This is a genomic window from Anabaena sp. 4-3 (assembly GCF_001597745.1).
In the GTDB taxonomy this organism is placed as follows: domain Bacteria; phylum Cyanobacteriota; class Cyanobacteriia; order Cyanobacteriales; family Nostocaceae; genus Trichormus.
In genome coordinates this window covers 275,013-292,829 of record NZ_LUHJ01000026.1, presented here as the reverse complement: position 1 = coordinate 292,829, position 17,817 = coordinate 275,013, and the positions used below count along the sequence as shown (strand labels likewise).

Sequence of the window (17,817 nt, the reverse complement as noted above, 5' to 3'; positions counted from 1 at the left end):
TCCCCTCCCTCATCCTCTCCGCGTTCCTCCGCGTTTACCTCCGCGCTCCTCCGCGTTTAAAAAATTCAAACAACCATCCATGCAGCCTGAAAAAATTCCAGTTCGCATGACATCGCATAACGATAAGTAGAATAAATTGACGCTGTAACTGTAGCGTAATTCTCCACCAAAGAATCTAATTGCTGTGTCAACGGCAAAAAATCAGCACTACTATAAGTACGAATCCAGTCAGCATATTGATGCTCAGGAATGCCATGACTAGCTAACTGTTCCCCCAAAAAAGCATACAGACGCATACAGGGAGACATCGCCGCCGCAGTTAAACCGACATCCCCACCCCAAGCAGTAGCTAATAAAAAATCAGTGTAACGACGGGTAGCCATTCCCGGTTCTACAGACTTTAAATTCACCCCCCACTGAGCCGCATAGCTTTCATGCAGTCGCAATTCTTGTAAAACTCCCCCAGCTAAAGCGTGAAAAGTGGTGAAACCTGCCCAGTCAGGAGCTTTAGCCGCAGCAACACTATAGGCGCGAGCAAAGGCTTCTAGGAAAAAAGCATCTTGTCCTACATAATAAGCAAATTTGCTCTGTTCTAGAGTACCGTTACCAATGCCTTGCACAAAAGGATGCTTTAAGCAAGCTGCGGCCAAGTCTTGGTTTGCTGTCCACAAGTCAGTAGATAGAGTCATTAGTCATTAGTCATTAGTCATTAGTCTTTCTTCCTCCCTTCCCTCCCTTCCCTCATCCTCTCCGCGTTCCTCCGCGTTACCTCCGCGCCCCTCCGCGTTTAAAAAGGCAGAAATTGCAGTAACACCGAACCGAGACTACCTACAAAGTCAAAGAAACTAGGTTTACCTGCGCTGATTTTTTCTGTGTAGGGGGTTTGCAGTTCTTTGATAAAAGCTTGGGCGGTTTGTGTTCCGGTGGCGTTTTGCTGAGTGGTAAACAGTTTTTCCGCCGTTTGTGCATCTTGGAATGCGCCTTGACGGTCAAATATTTGAAATTTAGCAATACCACGGGCTAAGTATGCACCTGCGTATTCTGGTTGAGAGGCGATCGCCTGATTAAAATAATCGATAGCTTGCTTTTGATTGCCTTTTTGTGCTTCCGCGACACCCCAAGCATAAAACTGTTCTGCTGTGGCAATTTGTAACGGGATACCTAGCGCACCTTGAAAGTTTGTCCCTTCTAAATAAGCACCAGTAAATTCTGTATTTGCGAGATAACTACTTCTCAAGTCAGCACTAGCGAGATTTGCACCGCCTAGTTTAGCATTGCTCAAGTTTGCACCAAATAAACCCGCACCACCTAAGTTAGCTCCCCGCAAATCAGCACCGCTTAAGTTGGCGCGACTTAAATTAGCACCTGCCAGGTTTGCGCCGCTTAAATTCGCTCCTGATAAGTCAGCCATGACTAAACCTGCGCCAGTTAAGTCACAATTTTGACATTGTTTTGTAGACAATAACTGTCGGAGATGTTCGGGGTTAGCGGCTTGAGCAGTGGCTGTCAGACTAATAGTAGTTAAAAATACGGAGGTGGTCAAAATTAGGTTTTTCATAATCTCTTAGGTGATTATCTGCTCTGTATTCAAATTAACCCATACAAATTTATACCCAAGTTTATGATAGGTGTTACCTGAACTGATTGCCCTCCGTAAAGACCTAAGTTATTGATCAATTTCGTTCAGAGTCATCACCTGGTTGTAGTATATATTTATTTGTTCAGTCATCTCTATCGCAGGCCAGCCATACACTTGTGTAAATAAACAGAAAGTCAATGTTAGGATGGCTGCTAAAAACAGTTTCTCTAGCATAATTTACACTCCCCACCACAAGACAATCATAACTGATACTTATACAAAATACTAGGTATAATTTATATTTTTTAAAAATAGGCGATCGCTGATATCATATCAGTAATATCCATCAGGCGATTACAACATATTTGTGATATATATCGCCAGCACCACCAAGAATTATGCAAACAAATCAGTTTGCTGTAGGGTGCGTCAGCAGAAATATACAGAAATTTGCACGTCAATAAACCACAAAAAAATGTAGAGACGTTGCATGCAACGTCTCTACAAATGATTTAATTAGTCGAAAACTGTTGTATCAGCCAGGTAAAGGTAAACCAGTCACGGCTACGATACCAGCAATTACACTGGCAACCAGCGAAGTCAACGCCGTACCAAATAGCCACCAAGCCGCACTCGCAACGGTTCTTTTAGTTTCTTCGGCTTGCTTTCTCATTTGCTGTTGTACAGCTTTCAGGCGTTTTTGGGTTTCTTCCTGAATGCGTTGGGTGCGGTGCAGTACGCTATCCCGTGCGGCTTCGATTTGGTTGATAATACGGTTAGCGTCTTCTGGGGAAATATCCTCACGAGAGCTTAAGATAGCTACTAGGGTATCACGGTTAAAATGACTCAGGCGATCGCGCACAGCCTCAAATCCCACTTGTGGATCATCAAACAACTTAGTAAAATCTTGCCTAATACCCTCATAGCTGAGTTCGGGACGTTCTAAAGAATCTAGATAGTTGCGTATCCTGGCAAAAATTTGGTCAATGGCTGACTGTACCCGTTGCTGGAGTTGCTGGATTTGCTCGACAATAGTATGACGAGTTGACTCGATTTGTTCAACAATGCGGTTAGCTTCCTCTTGGGAAATGTCCTCACGTTGCGACAATAATGCCACCATTGTAGAACGGTCAAATTTAGCCAGGCGATCGCTTAAATTTTCTATGCCAAAGCGCGGGTCTTGCAACAGTAATCTTAAATCGCGTTTAATACCTTCAGGGTTGAGTTCTTCTTTGTTGGTGTGACGTAGATAGTCTTCCAAACTAGCGGCAAAATTCCCCACCCGTTGGGTAGCGCGTTGTGCTAAACTGCGGGGAGTTCTGATAATATTGCGAATCGCATCTTGTACTTGGTCAATTGTCTGATTAACTTGCTCTTCGCTCAAATCTCGGCGTTGACTGAGGAGTTTAACCAAAGTTTCGCGGTCAACTTGCGCCAACCTGTTGCGTAATGCTTCCGCACCTTCTCGCGGCTGATTGAATAAAGTTTCTAAATCGCGTCTAATACCTTCGGGGTTGAGTTCCTCTAAATTAGTATTGCGGAGATAGTCACCAATAGCTGTGATCGTGCGGTCATATTGTTCTCTAGCTTGTTCTAAAGCCGCTTGTGGTGCTTGTAAAACATTATCCCTCACAGATTCTAACTGATCAATAATTTGATTAATTTGCTCCTCGCTCAAATCTTGACGCTGACTGAGCAATTTTACAAACGTATCACGATCAACCTCAGATAAACGTGATCTGATTTGTCTAATTCCTACTTGGGGATCTTGCAACAACGCTTGAAAATCGCGTCTGATACCTTCAGGATTTAACTCATCTTTGTTAGTATTTCGGAGATAGTCTTCTACTCTTTGCCATAGTTGATTAACTCTAGCTGTGGCTTGTTCTTGTCTTTCTCTGGCTTGATTTAAGAAATCATCGCGGATACCTTCCAATTGACTAACAATATTATTAGCTTCCTCCTCGCTAAAGTCTTGACGTTGCAAAAGTAGCTGTACAAAAGCTTCCCGGTCAAAACCCTGTAAGCGAGTGCTAAAATCGGCGAATTCATCCTCGAATTCTCTTAATAAATTCGTAAAATCTCGTTGAATCGCCTCTGGTTTCAGTTGGTCTTTACCAGTTGCACGCAGATAATTTTCAATGCGAAGACGAATTTCTTGACCTTTTTCCGCTATTTCAGAATGATGTACAGTTTCTAGAATTTCTTGGCGGATGCTGTCCATCTGCTGTGAAATTTCTGTAATTTTAGTTTCGTTGAGGTCGCCTCGTTGTTGCAACCAGGTCACAAAATCATCTGGTTGGATTTTTTCTAGTTGCTGACGCACATTTGTTGGGTCTGCTTCGGGGTCATAAATGACTTCTGGAAACTCATTTCTAATGGTGATGCGGTTGAAATGCCAAGGAAAAGAATTTAAGATGTAGTCTTTAACATCTGTTTTGATGGTGTTGTCAGTTGGTGCTGTAAATCGTGACGTTATTTGCTCAGTGGTTTTATCTCTGAGTTCTTGTAGTTGGTGAGTAATTCTATCAACGTCGATATCTTGAACCTTATCTTTTAACTGTTGTAATTGGTGGCTGATTCTATCGACATCAATATCAGAAATATCCACTCGGTCTAAAACAGCAGGAATAGCAGCACCTACCCCAAACTGCATAGCTTGCTTGAGGACACCATTACGACCATTACCGCCTTTACCGACAGTCACTAACTGCTGTAATCTTGCGCCTAAATTTTCTGATTTTAACTCTTCGGGGGTAGCAGATTGTAGTAAATTAATGACTTGTTCTGTAGGGTTGCGGCGTGAAAAAGTTTGTTGCCAAGCGGCGTTTAATTGGTCAGCGATGTTGTTAATATCTGACTTAGATAAATTGGTGCGATCGCTAATTAAATCTACAAAAGTTTGGCGATTAACATTTTTGAGTACGTCACCCTCAGCAAGCGATGGGCTACGCCCCGCCTGTAGCGAACGCCAATCTACATCATTCAAGATTTTATCAAACTGACTGCGAACTTCTCCTAAATCTAATTTTGGTGTGGGTAACGCCGAAAAAGAATTTTTCAAAGTATTAGTAATACTTTCCGCATCCAAACCAGCAGTTAATTCTCGTCGCACTGCGGCTGTAATTTCTTCAGCAGTAGACACAGCTTGTCTTTGTGCAGCACCAGCACCAATAACTGTAGTTGCTGTTCCCATTAACGACTGTAAACCAGAATTAACAGTGCTAATGATAGAACCTAGTAAAGAGCCTACTGCCGATGAACTCAACCATGCTACCAATAAGAAATAGGTAGACCAAATCACCACACCAATAATAGCTCCTAACAAAGCACTTTCAATTAAAGTCAGTTTGACTGCTAAAAAACAAGCAGCAAATAAAGCTATACTGGCACTTATAATGCTCCAAGTACCGACTTTAGCCTCAACTTTGCGAATTTTACCGCCAAAAGTTTCTGAATCTGACTCAGGATAAACATCAGTACCTAAAGTAGATATTCTAGCAGCGACAGAGAGGTTAGTTAATAATAAATGAAATGCCACCGCCATTAAAGTACCAGCTAAAAAAGCCACTAAAAATTTAGAACCAGAAAAAACAGCAACAGGTTCTACAGGTGCGATAAAATCCGGCCATCTCGTTGCAGGTACTATACCAAGAGATAGCCATAGCTTTTCCCAAATTTGAAACATAGTATTTTATCTCTGACGACCGATAGATGAAATATTCATTTCAGCAAGAAATGACTTATTCATCAGTCTATTTATTAATTCCAGTTACCTTACACTTTCGTAGGTAGTAATTTGACATATCAAAAGTTATACTTCAACTTACAGCATTCTCAATCATAGTAGGGCAATGCACTGCACACAAAGAAAAAATCATAGTTTAAGCGAAGTTTCAGCAGTGCATCGCCGCAAATCACAAGGATAATATCATAAATAATTAAAGGTTTGTAATAAGGACTTTAGTCCTTACATGAATTTACATTACTTAACAAAAATAAATTGATTCATATCGACTAAATTACAACTAATGATAGACATATATATTCAACCAAGAGGTTGAGGAATTGCAGAACAAAATTATTAAATATAAGAAATAGTGTTGATAAAAATTGAAAAAATTAAATATTTATTTGTTGGATATATTTAGGAGAAAGCAGAATGGTTATAGATATACGTAAACGTGCTGTAGGTGTATTTTCTCGCCATCAAGACTTTGAAAAAGCACTACATGAATTGAAAAATATTGGCTTTCCAATGGATAGAGTTTCTGTAATTGCGCGGGATGAAGACGGTAAATTTGTCAGTCCTGAGTTGCAAATGCAGGAACAGGTTGACGAAGGTGTAAGAATGGGAGTAATTTCTGGGGGTGTATTAGGTGGTTTAGGCGGTTTATTAATTGGTCTTGGTACAATAGCAATTCCTGGTATTGGCCCGGTAATCCTGGCAGGTGCAACAGCAACAGCGATCGCAACTACTCTGGCTGGTGCTAGTATTGGTGCTGTAACTGGCGGTTTACTAGGTGGGTTGATTAGTTTAGGAATCCCAGAAGAACGAGCCAGAGTTTATGAAGGGCGTGTACGACAAGGACACTATTTAATGATGATAGATGGCACAAATGCAGAAATCTCGCAAGCCGAGGTAATTTTACATCGCTGTGGTGTGGAGGAATATGAGATTTACTGATTCAATCTGCCACTACGATTTTAAACCGCGATCGTTCAAGTAGATTATATTGAATTGCTAAAAAATTAGATGAATGTAAATAAATATAACTAATGACCCTGACTCTCAGTAGTCAGTATAACTAATAACCTAGTTTCATTGACAATTGACAACGCAAATGATTATGTTTATTTACATCTGATCAAAACTCTTGTAATTACCAAAGTAGAAAAATTATGGAAACAGAACAACAGCCAATGGAATCCTTAAACACCAATTTACCACAAGGTACAATAGCATTGCCCAAGGCAGATAATGTGAATGTACCTAAGCTACCACCTGCCACTGACACCAGTTCTCAATGGCAGCAAATAGCAAAACAAGTAGCTGATTTATTGGCGAAACTACCTGCTTATGTAGGTAATTTTTATCAAGAATATAACCGCCCCATTGTCACAGTTTTATTAATTCTATCAGTGTTAGTCACACTGAAAGTATTACTAGCTTTATTAGATGCCATCAACGATATTCCTCTGTTAGAGCCAATTTTTGAAGTGATTGGACTTAGTTACTCAACTTGGTTTATCTTCCGTTATCTGCTCAAAGCTTCAAATCGCAAAGAATTGGTAGCAGAAATTAACTCAGTGAAAAGCCAATTTTTTGGTTAACATTTTATTCTGGTTTGTAGAGACGTTGCATGCAACGTCTCTACATCATTATAGAGAACTGGTATTAACTACCGCAGATACTCAATTTCTGGAAGAAGTTGGGTATTTATTTTTTTTAGAAAATATTTAGGACTGTATATATCTTGAGATAGATAAAATTATTAATTTTATTTTTATAACACCTCTCAAGATAGTAGATTCAATAAGTGAAAAAGCCTAATCTAGTTCTCGAAGTTTTAACAAATTTTTAATTGAGGAGGTAGATCATGGCAAATGAAGCAGTTAATAAAGCAATAGATTCGTCTGAAAGAGCAGAAGTAGATACTTATGATAGAAATATTGTACCTGCTGAAACTGCTGCCCGCAAAGAAAGAGAAGGAGATTTATATAAAACAGTCCCCACAGAAGAAAGAGAAGCAGCCGCACCTACAGATGATCAAACAAATGCTGCAAGTATTCACACTACAGATGGCTACACAGTAGACAAGGAAGGTTTATTAAATAACTATCCTATTGAACCGGAAATGTATTATGAAGTTCCTGGTGATGCCACCCAAAAAGCAGAAGAAGATGCCGCCGCACGAATGCAAGAATTAGCAGAAGTGAATGAAGATAAAGAAGGCGAATTAACAGAACAAAATGATGTTAGAGGAAAAGGCCCTGGTTTAATTTAACACCTAGGTTTTATGCGGTGGGCATTGCTAAAAATTCGCTCAAAACCTGATTTTTTCATTGTGGGCAATGCCCACCCTACAGTGATTAATGATGGTGCCAGATATTAGCAAAACAATTTTCAATTTTGCATTAATTACCGCCACTTTTCACTCCAAGCCCCTGTTACATTCACGCCACCAGGAACAGGTGTTAATTTCAAGGAACCCCAACCAAAGGTATTACAAATACTACCGAAATTAGTACCACAAATATCACTAGCACCGTAACCATTAACGGCACGGGTTCCTAGATGGGAATAGGTAGAACCTCCCCAATTACCGTTGCCAAACCAAGTAGTGTTTTTTAACCCTACTCGCAGAACACAACGCAAGCCTTCACCTCTGCGTCTACCTGCGAGATCAGATACTTGGTATTCATCAAAGTATCTACCACAGGTTTTTGGTCTGGGTAAAGGTCTATAATTGGTGGTTCTGACTAATTGCCATTGTTCATTCCATGCACCAGTGACACGAATTGTTGAACCATTGCCCAAAATTTGTACTTGCAAATTTCCTGGGAAGTTGTTGTTGATATCTTCGCCGTTTCCGTGAATATCTGAGGCAAAACCCACAAGATTCCTACCTCTATATATAGCTTGTCCTACGTGGCGGTAGGTTGCACCCCTCCAGTTACCTTCGCCATACCAAGCTAATCGCGGGATAGCTGTTCCTCGTCTACTTCTGCTAAATTTGACACAACGGATACCAAAGCCTTGGCGATTATCCAGAGGTTTGACGATGTAAGTACGCAAATGGGGGCCACAATTAAAATTTGTGGTTGGCGTTAATCGCAAGTCTTGTACTATGGGAACTTGGGCAAAAACAGGAGTTGCAGAGGTGACAGCAACTATGCTAGCAAGTGTTAAAGATTTAAGTCTGAGGCGAAACATGATACTTTTGCCTTGTAGTAAAGTTTGTGCAGGTGTTGTTTAACTCCTGCTGTTGTCTTATTAGGTTGGCTGCGAGTTTTTTATGCAACCTCGGCAAAGTATCATGGAAATTTTTTCGACTTTTGTGCAGTTTGATGGCGATCGCTTCCATCGATGGGCGATAGAATCACGTTTGCGTCGTAGTATCCAAACTTGTCTCCAGCAAACCCCCAAGGAAACTTCGGAATATTTTTGGACGTTGTATTGGTTTAAGTTTTGGCAGCTTCCCGAAACTCAATCTTTAGCCAAGCAACATCTCACAGCTTATCTGCAAGAATCTTGTTATTGGATATCCCAAAAAACAGCCGCTAGTTTTACCAGTACACAGTATCAGCTGTCAGACTGTTTTCAAGTGGCGATCGCCCAAGTTGATCGAGTCCTCACAGCCTTTAATCCCAGTCACAGCAGCACTCTGAAAAACTACGCCAGCATTATTTTTGGGAGTGCCATCCGCGAAACCCTACGCCAACGTCAAGAAGTTGATATCTGCACAGATTGGGGTTTGTTACGCAAAACTAGCCAAAAGCGGTTAGGGGAATCTTTGCAAAATGCTGGTTTATCTCCAACGGAAGTTAGGGCATATATCCAGGCTTGGAATTGTTTTAAAACCCTGTATGTGCCGACAAAAGCGGCTAACTCCCGTCAATTGGCTCGTCCAGATGATACCACCTGGGAAGCGATCGCTCAAGCCTACAACGCCCAAAACACACCCTCAGCCAATCCCCAAACTCTAGAAAAATGGCTATTGAATGCGGCGAAAGCTGTACGTAAGTATCTTTATCCCACCCTAGACTCACTAAATATAACTAAGGGTGATGATAATTCCTCGGAAGTTTTGGATAATCTCCCAGGTACAGAACAACCATCTTTAATACAAGAAATTATTGCCCAGGAAGAAGAACAAGCCAGAAATTCGCAAAAATTAGCAATTAATCAAGTGTTAGTTTCAGCGATTTCTCAACTAGAATCTCAAGTCCAACAGATTTTAATTTTATACTATAATCAAAAGCTGAATCAGGATGCGATCGCTCAACAATTAGATATCAAACAATACACCGTATCCCGGAGATTGACAAAAGTTAAAGAAACTTTATTGCGGACTTTGGCAAGCTGGAGTCAAGATACCCTGCATATTTCCTTGACACCAGACATACTCAAGGATATGAGTACATTAATAGAAGACTGGTTACAGAATCACTATAATGTCTCTCATTCCTAAATTATGCTCATTCCAAAGCTAGCAACCTAGAACTCTAGGCTAAATCTGAACTTGTGAATTTTGAAGTGATTCGGACTATGTGCCATGACTGCAAACCCTAGCGTTTTTACCTTTGCTGATACCAGCGACTTGATTTTAGAAATTCCAAACCATCCCGAAAATCAAGTCAATCAGTCTTTTTCCCATCCGAGTGCTTGGTATCAAGCCGACTTAAACGAAAAATGCTTGAGTGCAGTCTTGCCGTGGTTGCAAGAAGATTTTACACCCCAAGCAAAGATTTGGCCTCATACCAATTCTCTAGCCAGCATTTGGGAACTGGTAAATGGAACTGCCATCACATTAGACGGAACTAGATTTATCTTAGTTCCCAGTGAAACTATTGATTGCAGTGGGTTGCGTGTACCGCAAGAATGGGTAGATTTACCTAGCTGGGTGGGAGATTATTATTTAGCGGTGCAAGTAGAAGCGGATGGGGGTTATGTGAGGGTTTGGGGTTATAGTACCCATGCAATATTGAAGAATCAAGGTAGATATGATGCAGGCGATCGCACTTATACTATAGATGCGAGTCAGATGACAACTGACATCAGCGTGCTACCTGTAGAGTTACAATTTTGTTCACAAATAGCCACACGTAGCCAAGTTGCACCCTTAGCCAGCATACCCCTAACCCAAGCCCAAAACTTAATTACTCGTTTAGGCAACCCCGAAGTTATCAACCCCCGGTTAGCCGTGCCTTTTGAGATGTGGGGGGGACTCATAGAACATGGTGGTTGGCGCACTAGCCTGTATGAACGCCGCTTAGGGCTTGCAGAACAGCGTTCAGTCGTGCAATGGTTAGAAAACGGAGTTTCCCAAATAGCTGAGGCGATAGGTTGGGGAAGATGGAACTTACAATTAAGTGCGGCTGCTAGGAGTGTAGAAGCAGTACAACCAACAGTAACATTATCTCGGAGGTTGGCGATCGCTGGACAAACCTACGAACTATTAATTTCACCCCAAGGCGAATCAGAAGCACCCTACTGGCGGTTTGAGTTACGAAATGCCACCCTAGGCGCAGTTATTCCCGGCGGTTTTAAACTCAGACTGCTGACAGAAGACTTACAACCCTTTCCCAACAACGAAGACATAGCCACAACCGCAGTCGAACAACTCTACGTTGAAGTTGCCCTAGATACTGGCGAAGGTATAGTCTGGGAAATAGAACCTCATCCCGAAAATTATGACCGAGAAATTTTGAGATTCTAGGCTGTTGGTGGTGTTTTTTTATTGTTAATGTGGATAAGCATTCTTTATCAATCCACATCAGATAAACAGCCATGAGAGAAACACACCTACAACAAATGCGTATCTGGGCTATGTTGTGTCATCTCTCAGCATTATTAGCATGGATACTTTTATGTACCTTAGTCTTCTGGGGTATTCCTTTATTTCTGCCCTTAAATATCTTAATACCGTTCACAATTTGGCAATTGAGAAAAGTCAAATATCCTTGGGTAGATTTTCAGGGTAAAGAATCGCTCAATTTTCAAATCACCCTCACCTTTTATATAGTAATTGTCATAGTAATATCCTTACTATTAGTTCTCACCAGTTGTGGTATTGCCGTTACAACTAACGGTGAAGTCAATCAAGTCACAACAGTTTTAGACACCCTAGTATTAATTTGGATATCTTTTATATTCGCCCTACTGTTATTACAATTATTTTTAGTCACCTTTGCAGCCACCAAAGCCTATAATGGACAACATTACCGCTATCCCTTCACCATGCGAGTCTTGAGGTAATGGGGACTGGAAGGGACTGGAAGGGATTGGAAGGGATTGGGGATTGGGGATGAGGGGGATGAGGGAGAATGACTAATGACTAATGACTAATGACTAATGACTAATGACTAATGACTAATAACTAATGACTAATGACTAATGCCCCTTTTTTCTGTATGCTGACTTATGAAATACAGAGTAAATTTAACCAATAAGATATATGGTTTCTGGCATACAAACAAATCAGGGTAAAATTGGAGTAGCAATTGTTGGGACTGGATTTGGTCAAAAAGTCCACATTCCCGCATTTCAAGCCCATCATCGCACAGAAATAGTTGCGATTTATCACCGAGATATTAATAAAGCCAAAGCCATTGCAGAAGCTCATAATATTCCCCATGCTTGTGATACCCTGGCTGATATTCTCACTTTACCAACAGTGCAAGCAGTCAGCATTTCTACACCGCCGTTTCTCCATTATGAAATGGCAAAGCAAGTATTGCAAGCCGGGAAACATTTATTATTAGAAAAACCCGTAACTTTAAATTTTGCTGAAGCGAAAGAATTGTATGAATTAGCCAAAGCGAAAGGTGTGATTGCTACTGTAGACTTTGAGTTTCGTTTTGTTCCTGCGTGGCAATTGTTCGCGGAATTATTGACAACCGACTATGTAGGAAACCAACGTTTAATTAGAATAGATTGGTTAGGTTCTTCTCGTGCCGATAGTTCTCGCCCTTGGAATTGGTATTCATCTCAGGAGAAAGGAGGGGGTGCGTTAGGTGCGTTAGGTTCTCATGCTTTTGATTATATCTATTGGTTATTCGGTGGAGTCAAAAGATTAAACGCCTACTTAACTACTGCTATTTCTACAAGGGTAGAACCTGCTAGCGGTGAAATAAAACCAGTAGAGACAGATGATACTTGTTTGCTGTCTTTAGAATTAGCGAATGGTACACCTTGTCAAATTGCCATTAGTTCTGTAGTTCATGCTTCCCGCACCCATTGGGTAGAAGTGTATGGCGATCGCGGTACTCTAGTATTAGGCAGCGACAATCAAAAAGATTATATACATGGATTTAAAGTTTGGGGTTCACAGCCCGGTCAACCCCTGCAAGAAATCGAAATACCCCAAAGATTATTATTCCCCCAACATTACCCAGACGGACGCATTTGTGCATTTCTCAGAGTAGTTAACCAATGGGTAGAAGGAATAGACAGCCAAACGCAAACCATACCATCCCTCAAAGAAGGCCTTTATTCCCAATTATTGATGGACTTATCTCATCAATCTCATAATACTGGTAACTGGGTTAATGTCCCAAGTTTAGAACTATAAGGGCTTTCCAACAAATAAATTATCCATCTTGTGGGGTGGGCATCTTGCCCGCCCCGAAGCTAGGACGGGCAAGATGCCCATCCTACAAGAGAATTAACGTATTCCGATCCAAAAAAGCTAACTAATGCTAACACGAGGTAGCTTTTTCTTCCTGCTTCATCCTGAAAGTGTCGGCACTACTCAGTCTACAGGCTTTAAGATCGGGTGGATCTCACCCTACTATTAAGTATTTAGGCTTGGTTATCACCTAAATACCTATCAATAATAGCACTGTTTATGCTCCCCTAGTCTCAAAATTGTCTAGCGAGCGGCTGGTTTTTCAGTGAATCAGTAGACATAAATCGTACTTAAATGTAACCATTTGTTAGGTTTCGTTAGTAAAACACTAACTAGCTGTTAACCCTACAAATGTAGAGACGTTGCATGCAACGTCTCTACATAATTCCCCCATTCCCTTTATAGGTAATACCAACTTTATGTGAAGTTGCTCATAATTATCAAATAGATTGATTTATCTGTCTTTATCCGCGTTTATCTGCGTCCATCTGCGTTCAATATCAATTCCATCCAGTTTCTTCACCGCAAAAAGCAAGCAACCAGAAATTATCTCAAATTCCTGGTTGCTACTGAAGACTTCAAATTATCACCACAGCCGCTAACTACAACTTAGTCCCGCACTCAGAACAGAACTTATGGTCAGAGGCGTTGCTTGTACCGCAATGACTACAATAAACTGGTTCTACACTGGCTTTCGGTGGTTGCTTGGGTAAACCAATCATTTGAGCGTTGCTCTTACCAGGAGCTACCATTGGATAACAGTTTTCGTCTTTGGTAACGTGAACATCCAAAATTACCGGGCCATTATGGGCTAACATTTGGGCGATCGCATCCTTCAACTGTTCACGCTCTGTCACTATTATCCCCTTAATTCCATAGGCTTTAGCCAAATACTCAATATTTGGCATCCCTACTTCCATATTTGAGCATGAATAGCGTTCCCCGTGGAAAGCTTGTTGCCATTGGCGTACCATCCCCTGCCAACCGTTATTTAAAATTACGGTCTTGACATTTATGCCATATTGTGCAGCAGTACCCAACTCTTGCAAACACATTTGAAAACTAGCATCACCGCTAATACAAACGACTTCATCATCGGGAAAAGCCACCTTCGCACCAATAGCCGCAGGTAAACCAAAACCCATAGTTCCCAAACCTGCGCTAGAAATCCAGCGTCGAGGGCCATTCTTGAGGAATTGCGCCGACCACATTTGATGTTGACCAACATCAGTAGTATAAAAAGCGTGGGGTGCTTGGCTACCGACTTCTACAATTACCTCTTGCGGTGAGATGCTGTCAGCATGGTGTGGAACTACCAAAGGATACTCTTCACGCCAACGGTTAATTAAATTCAACCATTCGGTAGTTTGGTTAGGTGTGGGTTTGATATTAGCTTGTTTGCAGCGACGCAACAAGTCAATTAACACCTTCCGCACATCACCAACAATGGGTACTTCTGGGACGCGGTTTTTACCCACCTCTGCGGGGTCGATGTCGATATGAATTACTTTAGCACGGGAAGCGAATTCATCTAACTTGCCAGTTACACGGTCATCAAACCTGGCACCGACACAAATCAGCAAATCACAATCCGTCACCGCAAAGTTAGCGTAAGCAGTACCGTGCATACCCAACATTCCCACAGACAGGGGATGGTGTTCATCAAATGCACCGATACCCATCAAGGTGGTAGTGACGGGGATGTTGAATAACTCTGCTAGTTCTTGAATTTCAGCGTGTGCGCCGGATGCGATCGCACCCCCACCAACGTAAAGTAAAGGACGACGGCTTTCTTGAATTAATTGAATTGCGGCGTTGATTTGCCGAGGATTACCCTTGACAGTCGGACGATAACCCGGTAATTTCACAGAACCCGGTTCTACAGGCACATAATCAAATTCTTCAAACGCCACATCTTTAGGCACATCAATTAACACAGGCCCAGGACGACCTGTACTAGCAATGTGGAACGCCTCAGCCACAACCCGCGCCATATCAGCCGGGTCACGTACCACATAGGAATGTTTAACTATGGGTAGAGTAATTCCGTAAATATCTGTTTCTTGGAAAGCATCTGTACCAATCATTTTCCGGGGTACTTGTCCGGTGACAATCACCATCGGAATCGAATCCATGTATGCTGTAGCGATACCTGTTACCAAGTTAGTCGCTCCAGGGCCAGAAGTACCAAAGCACACACCCACTTTTCCAGTCGCACGGGCATAACCATCAGCAGCATGAGCCGCCCCTTGTTCGTGCCTCACTAGAATATGTTTAATGCTGCCAGTTGCTTCGACTTTGTAGAGGTCGTCATAGATTGGTAGTATAGCTCCACCAGGATAGCCAAAAATATATTCAACACCGTGGCGCAGGAGGCTATCCAGTAGTGCAGAACCACCTGTTACCCGTTTCGGGGTGACAACTGATGATGTAGAACTGGCAGAGTGTTTATTTTGCTCTGTTTGTGAGGGACTAGTCGGGGAAGGCAAGCTCACAGTCACGATCAAACCTCAGAGGATAGCTAAGTTTATGCGGGAATTCTGTATTTAATATTTCAATTCTAATTGAAAATCTCAACCTAATTATGACTGAAATTTATGTCTTCTGGATGTGGCTGATGTAGCGCAATCATGCTAAAAACTGTCCACACAACATAAATCATAATTTTAGTTTAGGACTAAAGCACATCTTTTGAGTTAATTTTCCCTGACTTGGGGTGGAGGGAGCAGGGGGAGCAGGGGGAGCAGGGGGAGCAGGGGGAGTAGGGGGAGTAGGGGGAGCAGGGGAGCAGGGGGAGAAAAACTAATGACTAATGACTAATGACTAATAACTAATAACTAATGACTAATAACTAAATTACATCTTGCAAGACTCTGCGGGTATTTTGCCACGCCCACACACCTACAGCCGCAACTAAAAAACTCATTCCTACTAATACAGTTCTCAAGCCTAAAGCATCGGTTAATGGCCCGGTAATTGCTAACGGTGCTGATAGGGCTATGTTTACCGCATGGTTTTGAAAGCCGAATACTTTACCATACATTGTTGGTGGTGTTTGCTGTTGTATCAGGGTTTGCATGGGTACGCCGATAAAGGCTGCACCAATACCCAATAATGCACAAAGTCCTAGAGCTAGCAAAAGATTATGTGTAAAGGTAAATAGTCCTAAAACTAATGCCATTACCAAAAATCCAATTAAGGGTAAGGGTTTATGGTGCAATTTGTCGCCCCAATGTCCCAAACTAGCTGCACCTAATACTATACCTACTCCGGCTGCTGCTAAGAAAAAGCCGAATTGTTTTTCTTGTAAACCAAAATCTGCTGCTAATCTAATTGCGAGTACCATTAAAGCTGCAAACACACAGTATAAAGTCGTCAGTTGCAGCATGGCGTTTAATACAAGGCGATTTTTTGTCAGATAACGTAAGCCAGCTTTAAAATCTGCCCAAGGAGTGATTAATGTGCGGCGATCGCTCACAGTTTTGTTTTCTGATCTAAAATCAACAAACTGAAAGGCAACTGCTGACAATAAATATAATCCACCTACTACCGCTTGTTGACCATACCCTGCACCTAACCAAGCCTTTGCCCAACTCAATATCGGCTCCCCTATCGCAAAACCAACAATTAACGCCCCCATCATTGTGCTACTGTAAAGAGCATTCGCCGCCATAAAATTTTCTCTTGGCACCACAACCGGAATCGCCGCCTGTTCTGCGGGTGCAAAAAACTGTGCTAAGGCAGAAATCGCAAAAGTCAGAATTAAAAAAATCACAAAGTCTCGCGGCGCAAATGCTATTAATAGCGTCAATATAGCCTGTAATATATTCGAGCCTAGTAAAATCAGCTTTTTAGAGAAGCGATCAACAAAAATACCACCCGCAGAACCTAATAAAATTGCTGGTAGAGTGAATGCCACCATCAAAATTGAGTACATGGAGTTTTCTGCTAAACCCGGAAGCGGTGGGTAATTTTCCAGCAAAGCCACCATTAAAACAAAAAAAACTTTATCGCCTAATTGGGATAGTAACTGTCCTATCCATAGGAGCATAAAATTTCGATTTTTTAGCAGTGCGCCAAACCCGATATTGACATCCGCCGGTTCAGTTGGAAACATGATTCACGTTGGTATTTTTACTAGGGTAGATGGGGAGTGGGGATTGGGGATTGGGGACTGGGGATTGGGGACTGGGTAAAAGTTCTTCTCCCCTGCTCCCTGGCTCATCTGATTTATGATCTTGACTCTGTAGCCCAAAATCCTCTATTTCTCACTCCTTTGTGCTTATATTGTTTTCCGGATCATTTTTGTTCATAGCGTTTTAATAATAAATGTAGAAATTCGGCAGCCGTGAGCCGGTTTTTTGGGGGAGAAATTTCACCTTGGGAGGAATTTACCCACCAGCCTTGTACTATTTGGGGCGATCGCCATATAGTTAAATGGTCAACTGCTGGCTCTGCATAAAAGTTATCTTGCCCACTACCGAGCCAAGATGAACTCCAATGAGTAAAATAGTCATGACTGAGCCGATGTATGGGAAAGTTACCCCATAATGGTACCCCCCAACCATCTATAGCAATAAATGCTTTGACATGACCACCCAAAAGTTGCCATTGCCAAGCTGCACCTATCGCTCCGACTACACCAGCACTAAAGCTGATGAAGATGACTGGCGATTCTAGACTAGAGTGTAAGCGATCGCGTACAAACTGCAAAATATGCCATGACGATACCGCCAACACCCCCGGTACAGGCGCAACTAATATATTCTCTCTCTCTTGACTAAAAATATCTGTCGTTAAACCACCCCAACACCCTGAAATAAAGCTTTCAGTTAAATCTGCTTCATGAATTCCAGGGCAAATAATTATAGTCATTTCAATTCA

At 41.8% G+C, this 17,817-nt stretch carries 14 protein-coding genes; 7 read left to right on the top strand and 7 right to left on the bottom strand.

Features of this window, described 5'->3' with window-relative positions:
- Positions 1 to 65: 65 nt before the first annotated feature.
- The 3 genes from A3775_RS07855 to A3775_RS07845 all read right to left on the bottom strand — a co-directional run bounded on the left by A3775_RS07855 (position 66) and on the right by A3775_RS07845 (position 5,267).
- On the bottom strand, positions 66 to 689 hold the full coding sequence (locus A3775_RS07855) for a TenA family protein (RefSeq protein ID WP_066424446.1): 624 nt from the start codon (positions 687 to 689) through the stop codon (positions 66 to 68).
- A 98-nt stretch (positions 690 to 787) separates the two neighbouring features.
- Positions 788 to 1,558, bottom strand: coding sequence for a pentapeptide repeat-containing protein (locus A3775_RS07850; RefSeq protein WP_066383963.1), 771 nt, complete (start codon positions 1,556 to 1,558; stop codon positions 788 to 790).
- A 556-nt stretch (positions 1,559 to 2,114) separates the two neighbouring features.
- Positions 2,115 to 5,267, bottom strand: a complete 3,153-nt coding sequence (locus tag A3775_RS07845) for a hypothetical protein (protein WP_066424441.1) — start codon at positions 5,265 to 5,267, stop codon at positions 2,115 to 2,117.
- A 474-nt stretch (positions 5,268 to 5,741) separates the two neighbouring features.
- On the opposite strand from A3775_RS07845, the gene A3775_RS07840 reads away from it, so the two are divergent.
- The 3 genes from A3775_RS07840 (at position 5,742) to A3775_RS07830 (ending at position 7,587) form a co-directional block, all read left to right on the top strand.
- Entirely contained in the window at positions 5,742 to 6,266 is a 525-nt protein-coding gene (locus tag A3775_RS07840; RefSeq protein ID WP_066383966.1) for a signal transduction histidine kinase LytS, read from the top strand.
- Positions 6,267 to 6,481: 215 nt separating this feature from the next.
- On the top strand, positions 6,482 to 6,913 hold the full coding sequence (locus A3775_RS07835) for a CAAD domain-containing protein (RefSeq protein ID WP_066383969.1): 432 nt from the start codon (positions 6,482 to 6,484) through the stop codon (positions 6,911 to 6,913).
- Positions 6,914 to 7,179: 266 nt separating this feature from the next.
- Positions 7,180 to 7,587, top strand: coding sequence for a hypothetical protein (locus A3775_RS07830; protein WP_066424439.1), 408 nt, complete (start codon positions 7,180 to 7,182; stop codon positions 7,585 to 7,587).
- A gap of 134 nt (positions 7,588 to 7,721) precedes the next feature.
- Here A3775_RS07830 and A3775_RS07825 read toward each other — a convergent pair whose 3' ends face one another.
- Complete coding sequence (locus tag A3775_RS07825) at positions 7,722 to 8,516, bottom strand: hypothetical protein (protein WP_066424437.1); 795 nt, start codon at positions 8,514 to 8,516, stop codon at positions 7,722 to 7,724.
- Between the two features lie 82 nt (positions 8,517 to 8,598).
- Here A3775_RS07825 and A3775_RS07820 point away from each other — a divergent pair, with 82 nt between their 5' ends.
- The 4 genes from A3775_RS07820 (at position 8,599) to A3775_RS07805 (ending at position 12,876) form a co-directional block, all read left to right on the top strand.
- Positions 8,599 to 9,774, top strand: coding sequence for a sigma-70 family RNA polymerase sigma factor (locus A3775_RS07820; RefSeq protein ID WP_066424434.1), 1,176 nt, complete (start codon positions 8,599 to 8,601; stop codon positions 9,772 to 9,774).
- An 84-nt stretch (positions 9,775 to 9,858) separates the two neighbouring features.
- On the top strand, positions 9,859 to 11,022 hold the full coding sequence (locus tag A3775_RS07815; RefSeq protein ID WP_066424433.1) for a DUF1822 family protein: 1,164 nt from the start codon (positions 9,859 to 9,861) through the stop codon (positions 11,020 to 11,022).
- 71 nt (positions 11,023 to 11,093) lie between these two features.
- A complete protein-coding gene (locus A3775_RS07810; protein ID WP_066383981.1) occupies positions 11,094 to 11,561 on the top strand; it encodes a DUF4870 domain-containing protein in 468 nt (155 codons plus the stop codon).
- Positions 11,562 to 11,760: 199 nt separating this feature from the next.
- A complete protein-coding gene (locus A3775_RS07805) occupies positions 11,761 to 12,876 on the top strand; it encodes a Gfo/Idh/MocA family protein (RefSeq protein WP_066424432.1) in 1,116 nt (371 codons plus the stop codon).
- 659 nt (positions 12,877 to 13,535) lie between these two features.
- Here A3775_RS07805 and ilvB read toward each other — a convergent pair.
- The 3 genes from ilvB to A3775_RS07790 all read right to left on the bottom strand — a co-directional run bounded on the left by ilvB (position 13,536) and on the right by A3775_RS07790 (position 17,808).
- Positions 13,536 to 15,434: a biosynthetic-type acetolactate synthase large subunit gene (gene ilvB / locus A3775_RS07800; RefSeq protein ID WP_066424431.1), complete on the bottom strand. Its 1,899-nt coding sequence runs from the start codon at positions 15,432 to 15,434 to the stop codon at positions 13,536 to 13,538.
- A 350-nt stretch (positions 15,435 to 15,784) separates the two neighbouring features.
- Positions 15,785 to 17,050: an MFS transporter gene (locus A3775_RS07795; RefSeq protein WP_066377849.1), complete on the bottom strand. Its 1,266-nt coding sequence runs from the start codon at positions 17,048 to 17,050 to the stop codon at positions 15,785 to 15,787.
- 182 nt (positions 17,051 to 17,232) lie between these two features.
- Positions 17,233 to 17,808 (bottom strand): hypothetical protein, encoded by a 576-nt coding sequence (locus A3775_RS07790; protein WP_066424429.1) that lies wholly within the window; start codon positions 17,806 to 17,808, stop codon positions 17,233 to 17,235.
- Positions 17,809 to 17,817 lie beyond the last annotated feature (9 nt).

What these genes read in the sequence shown, in the direction of transcription:
- A3775_RS07820 (WP_066424434.1), top strand. Translation starts at nt 8,599, where the DNA reads ATGCAACCTCGGCAAAGTATCATGGAAATTTTTTCGACTTTTGTGCAG.
- A3775_RS07830 (WP_066424439.1), top strand. Translation starts at nt 7,180, where the DNA reads ATGGCAAATGAAGCAGTTAATAAAGCAATAGATTCGTCTGAAAGAGCA.
- A3775_RS07810 (WP_066383981.1), top strand. Translation starts at nt 11,094, where the DNA reads ATGAGAGAAACACACCTACAACAAATGCGTATCTGGGCTATGTTGTGT.
- A3775_RS07840 (WP_066383966.1), top strand. Translation starts at nt 5,742, where the DNA reads ATGGTTATAGATATACGTAAACGTGCTGTAGGTGTATTTTCTCGCCAT.
- A3775_RS07815 (WP_066424433.1), top strand. Translation starts at nt 9,859, where the DNA reads ATGACTGCAAACCCTAGCGTTTTTACCTTTGCTGATACCAGCGACTTG.
- A3775_RS07825 (WP_066424437.1), bottom strand. Translation starts at nt 8,516, where the DNA reads ATGTTTCGCCTCAGACTTAAATCTTTAACACTTGCTAGCATAGTTGCT.
- A3775_RS07850 (WP_066383963.1), bottom strand. Translation starts at nt 1,558, where the DNA reads ATGAAAAACCTAATTTTGACCACCTCCGTATTTTTAACTACTATTAGT.
- A3775_RS07845 (WP_066424441.1), bottom strand. Translation starts at nt 5,267, where the DNA reads ATGTTTCAAATTTGGGAAAAGCTATGGCTATCTCTTGGTATAGTACCT.
- A3775_RS07795 (WP_066377849.1), bottom strand. Translation starts at nt 17,050, where the DNA reads ATGTTTCCAACTGAACCGGCGGATGTCAATATCGGGTTTGGCGCACTG.
- A3775_RS07835 (WP_066383969.1), top strand. Translation starts at nt 6,482, where the DNA reads ATGGAAACAGAACAACAGCCAATGGAATCCTTAAACACCAATTTACCA.
- A3775_RS07790 (WP_066424429.1), bottom strand. Translation starts at nt 17,808, where the DNA reads ATGACTATAATTATTTGCCCTGGAATTCATGAAGCAGATTTAACTGAA.
- A3775_RS07855 (WP_066424446.1), bottom strand. Translation starts at nt 689, where the DNA reads ATGACTCTATCTACTGACTTGTGGACAGCAAACCAAGACTTGGCCGCA.
- A3775_RS07805 (WP_066424432.1), top strand. Translation starts at nt 11,761, where the DNA reads ATGGTTTCTGGCATACAAACAAATCAGGGTAAAATTGGAGTAGCAATT.